Genomic DNA, 15,362 nt, shown 5'->3' with positions numbered 1-15,362 from the left:
CAGAAACTGCGCCTCGACGAGGCTTCGGTCATCACAGAATTCAGCGAGCTGGCTCGCAATTTCGGACAGGATAGAGATATGCAACGAACCCTGGATCGCATCGGACAGTTTTCACGCGCAGCCGCTTTCGCCGCAGCCGTCCTTCCCCTGACGCTGGCTTCCCTGCCAGCGAGCGCCGCAGACTATCTTGCCCCGGCACCCGCAGGTGTTGCAGATGCGGGTGCGTGCAGCCAGCAGAGCGTGCTGCGCTCCGTGGTTTCCGATTTCGGCTATCAGGTGCGCCACGTCCCGAACCTGCCGCAGGTCGGCATTTCGGCCATGAGCGACGTTCAGCTGACGCGGTATGAGCCGAAGACCAACCCTGCCCAGATTGAGCGCACCTATTGCAAGGCGACCGCCGTTCTGAGCGACGGTCAGTATCGCTCGGTCTGGTATATGGTCGAGGAAGGCCAGGGCTTTGCCTCCATGGGCCGCAACGTCGAGTTCTGCGTCGACGGTTTCGACCGCTGGTATGTATACGACGCCCGGTGCCGCGTTCTTCGCTAGTGGTCTGATCCCGACATTTGCATCCCTCGGATATGAGCGCTGAGCAAATGTCGGAACCAAAAGACCACTGGTATCTGCTCTTGGAATCGCCATGCCGGTCTCCCGCTTTTTTGATTCAGACACTGACGCCTTGAGCAACGATTGAGTGGAGGGCACATGCTGCGGAAGTTTGGCGCTGCTGCGATTACGTTGCTTGCAGCGGCAACGGCGAATGTTCTGGCAGCTCTGCCTGCACGCGCTGATGATATTCCGGGCGAGTTCGATTTCTACGTCCTCGCCCTTTCCTGGTCGCCAAGCTATTGCGCATCGGAAGGTCCGCGCGCCAACAAGCAGCAATGCGGCACCAGCCGGCCATTCGGTTTCGTGGTGCATGGCCTCTGGCCGCAGAACGAATGGGGTTATCCGGCGAACTGTCAGGTGGACAATAACCGAAGCGGCGGCAGTTATGTGCCGCGGCGGATTATTTCCAGCCTGTCGGACATCATGCCTGCTGCGGGCCTCGTCGCCTATCAATGGCGCAAGCACGGCAGTTGCTCGGGCCTTTCACAGAATGATTACTTCGCCACGCTGCGCAACGCTTTCGATCAGGTCAACATTCCGCCCAGCCTGCGCAGTCTGGCCAGCGGGACGGCGGGCGGGCGACGCGTGGACCCTATCCTTGTCGAAAAAGCCTTCATCGCAGCCAATCCCGGCATGAAGCCGGACGGTATTTCGATCAGCTGCAAGCGGAATTATCTGCAGGAAGTCCGCATCTGCATGACAAAGGACCTGCAATTCCGTTCCTGCGATGAGGTGGACGCCAATGCCTGCCCAAGCCGGTCCGTGATGATGCCCGCCACGCAATAGACCCTACATAGCCTGTTCAGGAAATTACGATGACACAGATTCTCTATTCACCCGCCTCGCCCTATAGCGCGAAGGTTCGCATGGCCGCCCATCACGCCGGCATTTCGTTTGAAAGCGTCATCGTCAACACTTCGGCGGAACCGGCGGATCTGATTCAGGCCAATCCGCTCGGAAAGATTCCGACGCTTTTGACGGATGACGGCAAGGCCGTCTTCGACAGCCGCGCGATCACCCAGTACCTGAACCGGGTTTCGGGCAACAAGCTTTTCCCGCGCAATGCGGAAAAGCGTACCGATGCCGAGCGCTATGAAGCCATCGCCGATGGTCTTTGCGACGTGCTGCTGGCCCATGTCTATGAACGGCGGATGCGCCCCGAAGAGAAGGTCCACCAGCCCTGGCTCGACCTGCAATGGCGCAAGGCCGAGCGGGCGCTCGACCTTCTGAACGAAGCGCCGCCCCGCCTTGCGGGCAAGCTGCATGTGGGACATATCGCCGTTGCCGCAGCGCTTGGCTATCTGTCGTTGCGCTTTGAAGGCAAGTGGGAGCGCAACCGCTCCAAGCTCAAGCGCTGGATGAAGCGTTTTCAGGAACTGCACCCGGAACTGACCGAACTTCTGCCGCGCGGCTGATTGGTTTTAAAAGAAGAAAACCCCGGATTTTCCGGGGTTTTCTTTTGCGGATCACTCGCTTTTATCGATCGCCTGCAAAATGCGGTAAGCGGCCTTTATGCGCTCATCGTTTGGATAATTCCGGTTGGCGAGCAAAACAATGCCGGTCTTCTTCGCGGGGACAAAGGCCGCATAGGCGCCAAAACCCTTGGTCGAGCCGGTCTTGTTGATGAACATATCCGCCGAGGGCGCGTGTGGGGGATCGAATTTCTCGATCTTGTGCGATTTCAACGCCATATCCGACGAATTGCCAGCGAGAAGCGTCTTGAGCGTGACCGGATAGGTATAGATTTCCCAGCCGAGGCCCTGATTGTTCGCCCCGACACGGTAATAACCCGTATGCGTGGCGGCGACGGCTTTCTGGAAGTCGGGCGCAAGCGAGGCGCTGTCGATATTCAGCTCCACGAAGCGAAGGAGATCGGGCGCCGTGGTCTTGATGCCATAAGCCTCCGCATCCCGCGTGCCGCTTGCCACCCGGGTCGGCTTGTCGGCCTTGGCGTACCCATAGGCATAGTCCTTCATCCGGCTTTCCGGCACATGGACGAAAGTGTTCTTCAGACCCAATGCGGGCAGAAGCTTCTGCTCCATCAACACATCGAACGGCTGGCCCATGCTGCGCGCTGCGAGATAACCGAACAGCCCGATGCTGGGGTTCGAATAACGGCGCTGGGTGCCCGCCGGGTAATCCGGTTTCCACTTTCTGAAATAGGCCAGCATGGAACTGTCGTCGGTGACAGCATCGGGGAACTGCAAGGGCAATCCTCCCGGCGTATAGGTTCCAAGATCCAGCATGGTGATCTTGTCGAAACTGCTGCCCGCAAGTTCGGGAGCCCATCTGGTCGCGGGATCGGACGGGGAAAATGCGCCGGTCGCCAATCCATAGCCGCCAAGCGTCGCGGTGAAGGTCTTGCTGATCGAGCCAATTTCGAAAATCGTATCCTCATCGACTTTCTGCCCGCTTTCCTTCGACGCCACCCCGTAACCGAAGAAGTGGCTTTTGCCATCGATGCTTATGGCAACGCCCATGCCGGGGATTTTCTGCCCGGCCATGAGCGGGCGCACGGTTTCATCGACAATGCGGCGAAGTTCCTCATCATTTATAGTGCCTGCCGCCAGCGCGCCGCCGGCGGGGATGATGGCTGAACCAGCAAGGAAACCAATCAAAAGCGTCGTATATTTTCTCATGACAGATGAATAAACCTCATGATTATGCATTCGGCTGCCTCTCAACCGAGACATAGCCGTCGCTGCGCGATCCATTATACTGAAACCCGTTTCCCACGGGATATAAGCCTTTCAGGCCCTGCTGATATACGATGCTTGCGCTGCGGCGACAAACGACGTTATCTAGCATTTGACGTTAGAAAAATTTGGGTCTCCATGGTTCGTCCGCATCTCCCGCTCAATTCGCTACGCGCCTTCGAAGCGTCGGCGCGCCACCTCAGCTTCACCAAGGCCGCGATCGAGCTTTGCGTCACGCAGGCCGCTGTGAGCCATCAGGTCAAAAGCCTTGAGACCCGGCTGAATGTGACGCTGTTCGAGCGCCTGCCGCGCGGGTTGATGCTGACCAGCGAAGGGGAAACGCTGCTCCCCACATTGAAGGACGCATTCGACAGGATTGCCGGAACGCTCGAACGTTTCGAGGCGGGGCATTACCGGGAAATATTGCGGGTTGGCGCGGTGGGGACGCTTGCGGTGGGCTGGCTGCTGCCACGCCTGCCAGATTTCCAGAAAAGCTATCCGTTCATCGACCTGCGGCTTTCGACCAACAACAACCGGGTGGATATTGCGGCGGAGGGGCTGGATTACGCCATCCGGTTCGGCAGCGGCGCCTGGCACGGCATCGATGCAACGCGATTGCTGGAAGCACCCTTGTCGCCGCTTTGCATTCCCGAACTTGCGCGCGAATTGCGAACACCGGCCGATCTTGCGCGCCACACGTTGCTGCGCTCCTACCGTGCCGATGAATGGACGCAGTGGTTTCTGGCGGCAGGCGTCACGGGCGACATGCCCCTGCCCCGAAGCATCATGTTCGATTCGTCGCTTGCGATGATGGAAGCCGCCATGCAGGGAGCGGGTATTGCGCTTGCGCCGCCGCTGATGTTTTCCCGGCAATTGCTGTCGGAAACCATCGTCCAGCCATTCGAAACGACGGTGACGATGGGCAGTTACTGGCTGACGCGGCTGCAATCGCGGGCGGGAACCGAAGCGATGTCGGCTTTTCGCGGCTGGCTGACAGATGCCGCGACCAACTGAGCCCAAAAACGGCGCAACAAAAAACCGGGCAGTTGCCTGCCCGGTTTTCCGTGTTCAATTATCAGATAATTAGAACTTGTAGCCAACGCCGACGCGGATGTCGTGGGTGTCGAGCTTGTTACGGACCGACTCGGTGCCAAGATCATAGGTCTTGTTGCCGAACTGGGTGTAACGGTATTCAACGCGGCCCAGGATGTTGTCCGTGAGCTTGGCTTCCAGACCTGCACCAGCAGTCCAACCAACGCGGAACTTGCTTTCGTCGTCAAAGCCATTGTCGAGCTTGACCTGCTTACCAGCAACACCGGCGGTGATGTATGGCATGACCGGGTTCAGGTCGTAGCCGAGACGGCCACGCAGCGAGCCTTCGAAGCCTTCCTTGACTTCCAGGCCGTTCTTGGACTTCTTGGCCCAGGAGTAGCCGGCGTCGCCTTCAACACCGTATACGAACTGGTCCTGCTGGAAGTTCCAGCCAGCGTAAGCGCCAGCCTTCATGTCGTCCGGCTTGATGCTGCCGTCGGTGTTGGTCTTGACCTTGTTCCAGCCGTAGCCGAGGTACAGACCGGTGTAGCCGCCAGCCCAGCTGTACTGCGGAGCCATTTCGACCGGAGCCGGAACAGGAGGCTGTTCCTGGATGGCGTCAGCAGCGAAAGCAGTCGCAGAGAACGGCAGCAGCGCAGCCGAGGCGATTACGAGAGACTTAAGAGTGCGCATAGCATTCTCCTTACACAAATTACCTTTTGCGCGGTCCCTTATCGGGCGGGCGACATTGGGAGTAATCGTCCATGCCGCGCTGACAGGACCGACATATCGACGGTAATTGCGGCACGAAATGCCCGCTTCTGTGGAGAGAACCTGACGAGAACGTGGCAAAATTGCGATGTTGCATTATCGCAACGCCCGTTGCTGGCACCTATATAGTGGGAGGATGGTGTCGGTGGCGCCGCACGCCGCCCGGCCAGACGAAACGAAGTCGCTGAAATCCCTACAATTTTGTCAGCTATGAATGTTGCGGATGCTATTTTTAGCTGCAATTTTCCGACCGAAGTGGCATGAAATCGATTGAAGAATCTCGATAAGAAAGTGTTTACCGTGTTGAATGATCACGAGCCTCGCCTGCTTGCCAAATGTCCGGTTCTGGTAACCGGCGGCGCACGGCGCATTGGAAAGGCAATCGTCGAAGACCTTGCCGCCCATGGCTTCCCGGTCGCCATACACTGCAATCACTCCGTCGATGACGGCGCGGCCCTTGCCGCAGCCATAAACGAACAAGGCGGAAAAGCCTGTGTCGTGCGCGCCGACCTTGCCTCGGAAACCGATGTCCGCAACCTTGTCCGGGATGCAGCGAAGCAGCTCGGGCCGATCCGGCTTCTGGTCAACAATGCATCGCTGTTTGAAGACGACCGTATCGGGCAACTGGACATGGCACTGTGGGACAAGCACTTTGCGATCCACCTTAAGGCGCCGGTCCTGCTGGCCGAGGAAATGGCGAATGCCCTGCCCGACGGCGAGGACGCGCTTGTCGTCAATGTAATCGACCAGCGCGTATGGAAGCTCAATCCGAACTTCTTTTCCTATACGCTTTCGAAGACGGCGCTGTGGAATGCCACCCGAACCATGGCGCAGGCGCTCGCGCCGCGTATCCGGGTCAATGCAATCGCGCCGGGCCCCACATTGCCGAGCGAACGGCAGAAGCCGGGCGATTTTGAACAGCAGGTCGAACAACTTCTTTTGCAGCGCGCGCCGGAATTGTCGGAATTTGGGCGTACTGTTCGCTATTTCTGGGAAAGCCGCTCCGTCACCGGCCAGATGATCGCCCTTGACGGCGGACAGCACCTGGCATGGGAAACCCCGGATATTGCAGGAATTACGGAATGACTGGAAACCGCAAGAACAATGAGGATGCCGTTGCAAACCTGCCGTCCGATGACGAGCAGGATGTGGCCGGTATCATCATTGGCGACGCGGAGACCGAAGAGGATGACGAGACCGACGATATAGCCGATGTTCCGGCCTCTCCGTCCGCTGCCGATTCCATTCAATGGGATTCCTCGGATGGCCTGCCGGATATTGAAGGCCTGAGCGGTCAGGACATCATCAATGCTTTCGTGAAGCGCCTGCCGAACAATCCGGGCGTCTATCGCATGTTCAACGGCGATGGTGACGTGCTCTATGTCGGCAAGGCGCGCAATCTCAAGAAGCGGGTGTCCAACTATGCGCGCGGGATCGGCCATTCGAATCGCATCACGCGGATGATCCGCGAAACGGTGACGATGGAATTCGTCGTCACCCGGACGGAAACCGAAGCCTTGTTGCTGGAAGCCAATCTCATCAAGAGGTTGCGTCCGCGCTTCAACGTGCTGATGCGCGACGACAAGTCATTTCCCTATATTCTGCTGACCGGCGACCATCGGGCACCCGGCATTTTCAAGCATCGCGGTGCGCGGTCCCGCAAGGGAGACTATTTCGGTCCCTTCGCCTCTGCCGGTGCTGTCGGTCGCACGATCAACGCGCTTCAGCGTGCCTTCCTGCTGCGGACCTGCACGGATTCGGTTTTTGAAACGCGCACCCGTCCCTGCCTTCTCTTTCAGATCAAGCGTTGTTCCGGCCCCTGCACGCGCGAGATCAGCGATGAGGACTATGCCGAACTCGTCAATGAGGCCAAGGCGTTTCTGTCCGGCAAGAGCCAGTCGGTAAAGGACCACCTCGCAACGGCAATGCAGGCCGCGTCGGCGGACCTCGATTTTGAGCATGCAGCCGTTTACCGGGATCGTCTGGCGGCGCTTTCTCATGTGCAATCCCATCAGGGCATCAATCCGCAGACGGTTGAAGAGGCTGACGTCTTCGCCATCCATCAGGAAGGCGGCATGACCTGCATTCAGGTCTTCTTCTTCCGTACCGGCCAGAACTGGGGCAATCGCGCTTATTTCCCCAAGGCGGACAGTTCGCTCGGCCCGGCGGAGGTTCTGGGGGCATTCCTGTCCCAGTTCTATGACGACAAGCCAAGTCCGCGGCTGGTTCTCTTGTCCGAGACGGTTGAGGAGCAATCGCTTATTGCCGAAGCACTCTCGACGCGCGCGGGCCATAAGGTACAGGTCAACGTGCCGCAACGCGGCGAGAAGAAGGACCTTGTCGATCACGCGCTCACCAATGCGCGCGAGGCGCTTGGGCGGCGGCTTGCCGAAACATCGTCGCAGGCCCGTCTTTTGCAGGGTATGGCCGAGACCTTCGGCCTGTCGCAACCGCCGCGCCGGATCGAGGTCTATGATAACTCCCACATCATGGGCACGAACGCTGTCGGCGGCATGATCGTCGCCGGGCCGGAAGGTTTCGTCAAAAATCAGTACCGCAAGTTCAACATCCGCTCGACCGACATTACGCCGGGCGACGATTTCGGCATGATGCGAGAAGTGATCGAGCGTCGCTTCTCGCGGCTGGTCAAGGAACACGGCACGCCGGAAGAACCCGCCGACACCGAAGTAACGGATACGTTTCCAGCCTGGCCCGATGTCATCCTGATCGACGGCGGGCAAGGCCAGGTGGGCGCCGTGCGGCAAATTCTTGGCGAGCTTGGCATCAGCCATCTTGTCAATGCCATCGGCATCGCGAAGGGCGTCGACCGCGAAGCGGGACGTGAACGCTTCTTCGTGGAAGGCAAGCAGGCGTTCACGCTGCCGCCGCGCGATCCGGTGCTCTATTTCATCCAGCGTCTGCGCGACGAGGCCCACCGGTTCGCCATCGGCACGCACCGCGCCCGGCGCAAGAAGGAAATGGTCAAGAATCCGCTCGATGAAATCGCGGGAATCGGCCCGTCGCGCAAGCGTGCGCTCCTGCATCATTTCGGGACCGCAAAGGCGGTTTCGCGTGCTGCGGTCGAGGACCTCATGCAGATCGACGGCATTTCGGAAGCCATGGCGCGGACGATCCACGACCATTTCCGGGATCGATGACACAAACTTGTCCGGGAATCATCTACAAGCGTCATTAGAGCGCATCCTGAAAAGTGTGGAACGGTTTCCGATAAGATGCGCGTCAAAACAAAGGATTAGAGCGCCGATCTGATCCAATCAGATCGAAACGCGCTCTAAGTCGCGGGCGAACATGTTAGCGGGAGTTGATTTTATGTCATATCCCTGTTGATGTGCGACTGACAAACATGCGGCGGAACGAATGCAGAAGAATCATACCCTCTCCCTACCCAATATCCTCACTTATGGCCGGATCATCGCCGTGCCTCTTGTGGTGTTGTGTTTCTTTATCGAGGGACGGCTGGAGTCGAGCGATTTCGCCCGCTGGACAGCTCTCGGATTGTTCGCCGTCGCCAGCATCACCGACTTTTTCGACGGCTATCTCGCCCGCATATGGAAACAGACATCGACCATCGGCCGCATGCTCGACCCGATCGCCGACAAGCTTCTCGTATCGGCCATCCTGCTGCTGCTCGCCGCTGACGGCACGATTGCCGGCTGGACGCTCTGGGCCGCCATCATCATCCTTTGCCGCGAAATCCTGGTTTCGGGCCTGCGCGAATATCTTGCCGAGCTGAAGGTCAGCGTGCCCGTTTCGCGCCTCGCCAAATGGAAGACGACCGCACAGATGATCGCGCTTGCATTCCTGCTGGCAGGCCCTGCCGGTGACAAGATCATGCCCTATGTAACGGAAACAGGCATTGTCCTGCTTTGGGTATCGGCCCTTTTGACGCTTTACACGGGCTGGGATTACTTCAAGGCGGGCCTGAAACACGTGATGGATTGATCCAGTGGCGGTAAAACTCGTCTATTTCGCATGGGTGCGCGAGAAAATTGGCAAGGGCGAGGAGACTATCGAACTCCCCTCACCCAAAACGACCGTCGGTGATCTCATCGGCCATCTGAAATCGCTTGGGCCGGAATATGATGCCGCTTTCGAGCATGAGCATGTCATTCGCGCCGCGATCAATCAGGAACATGCCGAGCATGATGAACTGGTGAATGACGGCGACGAAGTCGCGCTCTTTCCGCCCATGACGGGAGGATGAGATGAGCGGGCAAGCTCCATGCCCACTGTTCGTCGGCATAAGAAGCGAAGATTTCGACACGGCGGCGGAACTGCGCAAGCTCGAACAGGGGCGCACGGATATAGGCGCCATTGTCACCTTTACCGGTCTTTGCCGCGATGAAAGCGGCACGCTTTCCGCGCTGGAACTGGAGTACTATCCCGGCATGGCCGAAGCGGAAATCACCCGCATCGCCCGACAGGCCATCGCGCGCTGGCCGATAACCGCGCTTACGATCATTCACCGTTACGGGCTTATCAGGCCCGGCGAGAACATCGTTCTGGTGGCTGCGGCCTCGTCGCATCGCCACGCGGCTTTCGAGGCCGCGTCGTTCCTGATGGATTACATGAAAACCGATGCTCCGTTCTGGAAAAGGGAGCATCTCGCCGACGGTTCTGTCGGCGGATGGGTATCGTCCAAAGAGGAAGACGAGAAGATACGCGAACGCTGGAAACAGTCATGATCTTCCGATCAGGGGGTTCGCTATTGATCTCAATTTTTCATTTTAATCGCGAATTAACTATTTAACCCCCTAGAATAGTGGGTAATTTAGCTGGCGTGTTCTTGCGCCGCCACAATTTTCACACGAAGATTTCGCTATTGTCGATATCATGAATCAGATGCCGACAGGCGATGATGACAGACAGACTGGAATCCGCATCAGCGCCATCTGTCTTGCAACAAACAACGCATGCGGGAACGGAAGTTTCGGGCTTTAACGATGCGAAATGGATTGGCGAAAACCCTTTCAATTGCGGCGGCACTTGTGGTCGGCATTGGCGCGCTTGGCGGCGCTGCCTTGTTCCTGACCACCTCGATGCCGACAAGCAGCCTGGCGGCGGAAAAGACCGTCAGCGGCAAGGTCGTGTATCGCGAGCGGATCGCGCTGCCGCCGGAAGCAAGCCTGACGGTCCAGCTTTCCGACGTCTCGCTGGCCGACGCCCCCTCGAAGGTCATCGGCGAAACGCGGATCGAATCCGTTCAGGGATCGCCGATCCCGTTTGCCATCAATTTCGATATGGACCAGATCCAGCCCGGCCATAGCTATGCCTTGCAGGCGCGCATTTCGGCGGGCGACACGCTGTGGTTCGTCAATGACGAACGCTATGCGATCGATCCGGAAAACCCCGGCGAACCTGCGGAAATAAAGGTTGTGATGGTGCGCAAGAGCGGTGACGAAGGCGCTGCCATCGGCATCGAGGGCAAGGACTGGCTCGCGGAGGACATTCAAGGCGGCGGCGTGATCGACAATGCCCAGACAACCCTGACGGTTTCGACCGATGGCGCGGTCAGCGGGTCGGGCGGCTGCAACCGCTATTTCAGCAAGGCGACCGTGACCGGGGAAAATATTTCCTTCGCCGAGATCGGATCGACCTATGTCCAGTGCCCGCCTGCCCTCATGAACCAGGAACGCAAGTTCCTCGACGTGCTCGGCAAGACCCGGTCCTACAAGATCGATATGGGCAAGCTCGTTCTCTTCGACGACGAAGGGAAGGAAGTGGCAAGGCTCGCGCAGAGCCTTTGAAACCTGTTTCCACGCATCGCCCAGACAACAAAAAAGCCCGCCGGGAAGGCGGGCTTTTTCTTTATATTCTCGTTGGGATCAGCCGACGATTTCGGTGCCCGAGAACCAGTATGCGATTTCTTCCGCAGCGGTTTCCGGAGCGTCCGAACCGTGTACGGAGTTTTCGCCGATCGACAGGGCGAATTCCTTGCGGATGGTGCCTTCGTCAGCGTTTGCCGGGTTGGTCGCACCCATGACTTCGCGGTTCTTGGCGATGGCGTTTTCGCCTTCCAGAACCTGAACGACCGTCGGGCCGGAAGACATGAATTCGGTCAGTTCGCCGAAGAAAGGGCGATCCTTGTGAACAGCATAGAAGCCTTCAGCTTCACGCAGGCTCATCCAGACGCGCTTCGAAGCGACGACGCGCAGGCCAGCTGCTTCGAGCTTGGCGGTGATTGCGCCGGTCAGGTTGCGGCGGGTCGCATCGGGCTTGATCATGGAGAAGGTACGTTCGATTGCCATTATGACACCTTGTGCTGGAATTTTCAGAAAAGTGAGGCTCTATACCGTCGATAGGCCCGATTGCCAAGAGGCGAACCGATTAGCACCTTGAGACGACAGAAAATTGATTGCATAGATGATGCCGCGCCGATTCAGCCTCGCAGAAGCGGCGCCGACGGGTGGTCAGGGGGTTCTCGTGGAACAGCATTTTCAAATGTTCGCCTATTACAACCGATGGGCAAATGAACTGGTCTATGCCGCCGCTGCCCAGTTGAGCGACGAGGAATACAGGCTCGATCTCGGTCTCTTCTTCGGCTCCATCCATCGCACACTCAATCATCTGCTCGTCGCCGACCGCATCTGGATGAAACGCTTCACCACGGAAGGCGATCATCCGAAGACGCTTGATGCGATCGTTTCCGACAATTTCATCATGCTGCGCGATCTGCGGCAGGCGGAAGACGCGCGCATATGCCGCTATGCGGACGGCCTCGACACACAGAAGCTCGGCGGTCGCTTCAGCTATACTAAACTCAATGAAATGCGCACGATAAGCCAGCGGCTCATGCCGTCACTTGCCCATATGTTCAACCACCAGACACACCATCGCGGACAGATCCATACCGCGTTTACCAGACTGGGAACGGAAGCGCCGTCGCTCGATCTCATGCATTTCCTGCGGACGGAAGGCGGGCGGCGTTTCGCCTGACTGATGTTGATACTTGCGGAAACGCTTCAAGCCGTGCAAAAGCGCTTTCATCATGCTTATCCTTGACGACATCTCCGTAAGAATTGCCGGACGCCTCCTTATCGACCACGCCAGCGTAACGCTGCCGGCGGGATCGAAGACGGGTTTCGTCGGCCGTAACGGCACCGGCAAATCCACGCTGTTTCGCGTCATCACGGGCGATCTCGCACCCGAAACCGGCAGCATCTCCCTGCCGAAGAACACTCGTATCGGCCAGGTCGCGCAGGAAGCGCCCGGCACCGACGAAGCGCTGATCGAAATCGTCATGAAGGCGGACAAGGAGCGCGCGGCGCTTCTGGAGGAAGCGGCCACCGCGACCGATCCGCATCGCATCGCCGAAATTCATACGCGCCTTGCCGATATCAATGCCCATTCCGCGGAAGCGCGCGCCGGCGCCATTCTGTCCGGCCTCGGTTTCAGCGCGGAAGCGCAACGCCAGCCGGCATCGGCCTTTTCCGGCGGATGGCGCATGCGCGTCGCACTGGCTGCGGTTCTCTTCGCCGAGCCGGACCTGTTGCTGCTCGACGAACCGACCAACTATCTCGACCTTGAAGGCGTGCTTTGGCTGGTCGATTATGTGAAGCGCTATCCGTACACAGTCATTATCATCAGCCATGACCGCGATCTCCTGAACTCGGCCACGTCGTCGATCATGCATCTTGACCAGAAGAAGATCAGCTTCTGGCGCGGCAATTACGACCAGTTCGAGCGGCAGCGGCATGAGATGCTGGAATTGCAGCAGAAGGCCCATGCCAAGCAGGAAGCCCACCGCAAGCACATGGAATCCTTTGTTGAGCGTTTCCGCGCCAAGGCCAGCAAGGCCCGTCAGGCGCAATCGCGCATGAAGGCGCTGGAAAAGCTCAAGCCAATCGAGCTTTATGTCGAAAGCAATGTGCAGCCGTTCCGCTTCCCGGATGCGGAAAAGAAGGCCGCCTCCCCGATCATCGCGCTGGACAATGCCGATGTGGGCTACGTGCCGGGCAAGCCGGTGTTGCGCAATGTGACGCTGCGCATCGACAATGACGACCGCATCGCGCTCCTCGGTTCCAACGGCAACGGCAAGTCGACGCTGGCCAAGCTGATTGCCGGTCGCCTGATGCCCGAAAAGGGCACGCTCACGGTTTCGCCCAATCTGAAGGTTGCCTTCTTCGCCCAGCACCAGCTTGATGATCTGGTTCCGGAGGACAACGCCATCGAGCATGTGCGCAAGCTGATGCCGACGGAACCCGAGGCCAAGGTCCGCGCGCGCGTTGCGCAGATGGGCCTTTCGACCGAAAAGATGCTGACACCAGCCAAGGATCTTTCCGGTGGTGAAAAAGCGCGCCTCCTGATGGGACTTGCGACCTTTCACGGCCCGAACCTGCTCATCCTCGACGAACCGACCAACCATCTCGACATCGACAGCCGCGAAGAGCTTGTGCATGCGCTCAACGCTTTCAACGGCGCGGTGATCCTGATCGCCCACGACCGCCATCTGATCGAAGCCACAATGGAACGGCTGTGGCTGGTCCGCGAGGGCGGCGTGAAGACGTTTGAAGGCGATCTCGACGAGTACCGGCAGATCGTTCTGGCCGACGCGAAGGGAGAACCGGTTTCCGACCGCGACGACAACGCCAGGGTCAACAAGGCCGAGCAGCGAAAACTCGCCGCCCAGAAACGCGAAGCCATGGCGCCGCTGCAAAAAAAGATCAAGGAAACCGAAGCCTTGATCCAGAAGCTGCAGAAACAGATTCAAGTCTTCTCGTCACAGCTCGAAGACCCGGCTCTTTACGAGAAAGAGCCTCAAAAGGCGATCCGGATCAACAAGAAGATGAGCGATGCACGCTCCGCCCTTGCGGATGCAGAGGACAAATGGCTGGAACTCTCCACCGAATATGAAGAAGCGATGGCGGACTGATCCGCCACCGCTGGCAAGTCATTGCGCTGCAGTGGCAATCACAGCACGAAGAAAACTATATAGACCAAACCGATGATCGACGCGCCAGCGATCCGCAGTGCCTTCGGCAACGGGCGCGGTGCGTACCGCACCGCAAGAACTGCGAGAATGGCGGTCAGAATCGGAAAAGCCACGAACATGGCCAGATAGCCGCTCGATCCCTCAAAGGACGAACCGAACCAGCCCAATTCCGCCATCGGAACGAGCGCGACAAAGGCGGCAAGTGCGGACAGCAGCAACAGCAGAATGCGGTCGAAAATCGCAGCGCCCATCTGCGCTTCCTCAGCCTTGAGGACGCAGGCGCGTGCGCATCAATGCATAAAGCCCGAAGGCACCGAGGATCAGGCCGATGGTCGTATAGACCTCGTTGGGCGTTTCCGCCCCTCGCCGCAACACCAGATCGGCCTTTGAAATCTGAAGCCCGTCTGTATTTCCCTGCACCAGACGAAATGCATAAAGCCCCGGAATGATGGGATCGATGTCCCCGGCACTCTGGCGCAGAACACTGCCATCCTGCGGGCGGTCCGTGTTGATGGAACCGGTGGTCGAGGCAAAGTCGAGCCCCTGCGAGAGAACCGGCTGTCCGTCACGGCTGACGGCAAGCGTCACCGCCGAGCGCCGTTCCGCAGGCACATAACCCGGCAGAGGCGTGGCATCGATGAACACGCGCACCGGCCCATCAGCCGCCGACAGCCTGACTTCCTGAATCTTAAAACCGCTCTGCCGGTTTTCCAGCATGGTCCAGCGGCCAATTTCGCTGCCGGTGAAATGGCGCACATACCACGGATAGCCAATGGCAAGACCAAAGCCGGCGACGGCCATCAAGATGAATAGCGTCCTCATTATGCCTTGCGCTCCCAGCGGCGGTCCGGCGTCTGCTGCCAGTAAGTCAAATCGTGGTTCTCCGCCTTGAAACTTTTCCATTGCCCCCGGGCAATATCGAGTTGCTCCTGATCGTGCCCGTCGAACATGACCACAAGGCGTTCATAGGCGTCCGCCTGTTCCAGCCCGGCGCCTTCGACGAGAAAGCGCACAGTCGCGCCATTCGGATTGGCTTCACTGGTGGTCAGCAATACCGGCTGGTGTTCGGGATGAGGCTCCTTGTCGGTGCCATGCGCCACGAAGGACGTGTCGGAAAAGGTCCAGAGCAAGCCGTCAAGCGCATCGCGTCTTTCCTCGCTGACGGTCTGGATCGTGACGCGCCAGCCGCGTCCGAGCGACCGCTCGACCAGGCCGGGCAAGGCTTCATCAAGTGTCGATTCCGTCAGGTGATAGAAGAGGATTTCCGCCATGCACTATCCGTTTCGCGAACGGGTGGAGAAACT

At 58.7% G+C, this 15,362-nt stretch carries 18 protein-coding genes; 12 read left to right on the top strand and 6 right to left on the bottom strand.

Annotated features, from left to right (window positions below):
- Positions 1-78 precede the first annotated feature (78 nt).
- The 3 genes from ACOWVS_RS03790 (at position 79) to ACOWVS_RS03780 (ending at position 2,021) form a co-directional block, all read left to right on the top strand.
- Complete coding sequence (locus ACOWVS_RS03790) at positions 79-546, top strand: phage portal protein (RefSeq protein WP_006466434.1); 468 nt, start codon at positions 79-81, stop codon at positions 544-546.
- 156 nt (positions 547-702) lie between these two features.
- Positions 703-1,392 (top strand): ribonuclease T2 family protein, encoded by a 690-nt coding sequence (locus ACOWVS_RS03785; protein ID WP_006472442.1) that lies wholly within the window; start codon positions 703-705, stop codon positions 1,390-1,392.
- 29 nt (positions 1,393-1,421) lie between these two features.
- Entirely contained in the window at positions 1,422-2,021 is a 600-nt protein-coding gene (locus ACOWVS_RS03780) for a glutathione S-transferase (RefSeq protein WP_006466432.1), read from the top strand.
- Positions 2,022-2,072: 51 nt separating this feature from the next.
- Here the strand turns inward: ACOWVS_RS03780 and blaOCH are convergent, their stop codons facing one another.
- The gene (gene blaOCH / locus ACOWVS_RS03775; RefSeq protein WP_036565578.1) at positions 2,073-3,245 is read right to left on the bottom strand and encodes an OCH family extended-spectrum class C beta-lactamase; all 1,173 of its coding nucleotides are present in this window, start codon (positions 3,243-3,245) and stop codon (positions 2,073-2,075) included.
- A 195-nt stretch (positions 3,246-3,440) separates the two neighbouring features.
- On the opposite strand from blaOCH, the gene ACOWVS_RS03770 reads away from it, so the two are divergent.
- A complete protein-coding gene (locus ACOWVS_RS03770; RefSeq protein ID WP_006472444.1) occupies positions 3,441-4,316 on the top strand; it encodes a LysR substrate-binding domain-containing protein in 876 nt (291 codons plus the stop codon).
- A 69-nt stretch (positions 4,317-4,385) separates the two neighbouring features.
- On the opposite strand, the gene omp25 is transcribed toward ACOWVS_RS03770, so the two are convergent.
- Positions 4,386-5,027: an outer membrane protein Omp25 gene (omp25, locus tag ACOWVS_RS03765; RefSeq protein ID WP_006472445.1), complete on the bottom strand. Its 642-nt coding sequence runs from the start codon at positions 5,025-5,027 to the stop codon at positions 4,386-4,388.
- Between the two features lie 348 nt (positions 5,028-5,375).
- On the opposite strand from omp25, the gene ACOWVS_RS03760 reads away from it, so the two are divergent.
- The 6 genes from ACOWVS_RS03760 (at position 5,376) to ACOWVS_RS03735 (ending at position 10,873) form a co-directional block, all read left to right on the top strand.
- Complete coding sequence (locus ACOWVS_RS03760) at positions 5,376-6,191, top strand: SDR family oxidoreductase (protein WP_006466428.1); 816 nt, start codon at positions 5,376-5,378, stop codon at positions 6,189-6,191.
- Positions 6,188-8,263 carry an excinuclease ABC subunit UvrC gene (gene uvrC, locus ACOWVS_RS03755; protein ID WP_039852471.1) on the top strand — a complete coding sequence of 692 codons (2,076 nt, stop codon included), beginning with the start codon at positions 6,188-6,190 and terminating at the stop codon, positions 8,261-8,263. The genes ACOWVS_RS03760 and uvrC overlap by 4 nt, the downstream gene beginning before the upstream one ends.
- 220 nt (positions 8,264-8,483) lie before the next feature.
- Positions 8,484-9,068, top strand: coding sequence for a CDP-diacylglycerol--glycerol-3-phosphate 3-phosphatidyltransferase (gene pgsA, locus ACOWVS_RS03750; RefSeq protein ID WP_006466426.1), 585 nt, complete (start codon positions 8,484-8,486; stop codon positions 9,066-9,068).
- 4 nt (positions 9,069-9,072) lie between these two features.
- On the top strand, positions 9,073-9,330 hold the full coding sequence (gene moaD, locus ACOWVS_RS03745) for a molybdopterin converting factor subunit 1 (RefSeq protein WP_006466425.1): 258 nt from the start codon (positions 9,073-9,075) through the stop codon (positions 9,328-9,330).
- A 1-nt stretch (position 9,331) separates the two neighbouring features.
- Positions 9,332-9,811 carry a molybdenum cofactor biosynthesis protein MoaE gene (locus ACOWVS_RS03740; RefSeq protein WP_006466424.1) on the top strand — a complete coding sequence of 160 codons (480 nt, stop codon included), beginning with the start codon at positions 9,332-9,334 and terminating at the stop codon, positions 9,809-9,811.
- A 258-nt stretch (positions 9,812-10,069) separates the two neighbouring features.
- Positions 10,070-10,873, top strand: coding sequence for a YbaY family lipoprotein (locus ACOWVS_RS03735; RefSeq protein ID WP_021587839.1), 804 nt, complete (start codon positions 10,070-10,072; stop codon positions 10,871-10,873).
- A 78-nt stretch (positions 10,874-10,951) separates the two neighbouring features.
- Here the strand turns inward: ACOWVS_RS03735 and ndk are convergent, their stop codons facing one another.
- On the bottom strand, positions 10,952-11,374 hold the full coding sequence (ndk, locus tag ACOWVS_RS03730) for a nucleoside-diphosphate kinase (protein ID WP_006466421.1): 423 nt from the start codon (positions 11,372-11,374) through the stop codon (positions 10,952-10,954).
- Between the two features lie 175 nt (positions 11,375-11,549).
- Between ndk and ACOWVS_RS03725 the strand changes: the two genes are divergently transcribed.
- Positions 11,550-12,062: a DinB family protein gene (locus tag ACOWVS_RS03725; protein ID WP_075041690.1), complete on the top strand. Its 513-nt coding sequence runs from the start codon at positions 11,550-11,552 to the stop codon at positions 12,060-12,062.
- Between the two features lie 52 nt (positions 12,063-12,114).
- Positions 12,115-13,998, top strand: coding sequence for an ABC-F family ATP-binding cassette domain-containing protein (locus tag ACOWVS_RS03720; RefSeq protein WP_039852910.1), 1,884 nt, complete (start codon positions 12,115-12,117; stop codon positions 13,996-13,998).
- A 38-nt stretch (positions 13,999-14,036) separates the two neighbouring features.
- Here ACOWVS_RS03720 and ACOWVS_RS03715 read toward each other — a convergent pair whose 3' ends face one another.
- The 3 genes from ACOWVS_RS03715 to ACOWVS_RS03705 are packed head-to-tail and all read right to left on the bottom strand — an operon-like array spanning position 14,037 to position 15,329.
- Complete coding sequence (locus ACOWVS_RS03715) at positions 14,037-14,309, bottom strand: hypothetical protein (protein WP_039852468.1); 273 nt, start codon at positions 14,307-14,309, stop codon at positions 14,037-14,039.
- A gap of 10 nt (positions 14,310-14,319) precedes the next feature.
- Positions 14,320-14,880: a type IV secretion system effector BspB gene (gene bspB, locus ACOWVS_RS03710; protein ID WP_075041635.1), complete on the bottom strand. Its 561-nt coding sequence runs from the start codon at positions 14,878-14,880 to the stop codon at positions 14,320-14,322.
- Complete coding sequence (locus ACOWVS_RS03705; protein WP_075041634.1) at positions 14,880-15,329, bottom strand: DNA polymerase III subunit chi; 450 nt, start codon at positions 15,327-15,329, stop codon at positions 14,880-14,882. The genes bspB and ACOWVS_RS03705 overlap by 1 nt, the downstream gene beginning before the upstream one ends.
- Positions 15,330-15,362: the final 33 nt, after the last annotated feature.

It is taken from the genome of Brucella sp. IR068, assembly GCF_049065885.1.
GTDB classification, from domain to species: Bacteria; Pseudomonadota; Alphaproteobacteria; order Rhizobiales; family Rhizobiaceae; genus Brucella; species Brucella intermedia.
Note: the sequence above shows the minus strand (reverse complement) of the source record. Positions and strands in the feature narration are given on the sequence as shown.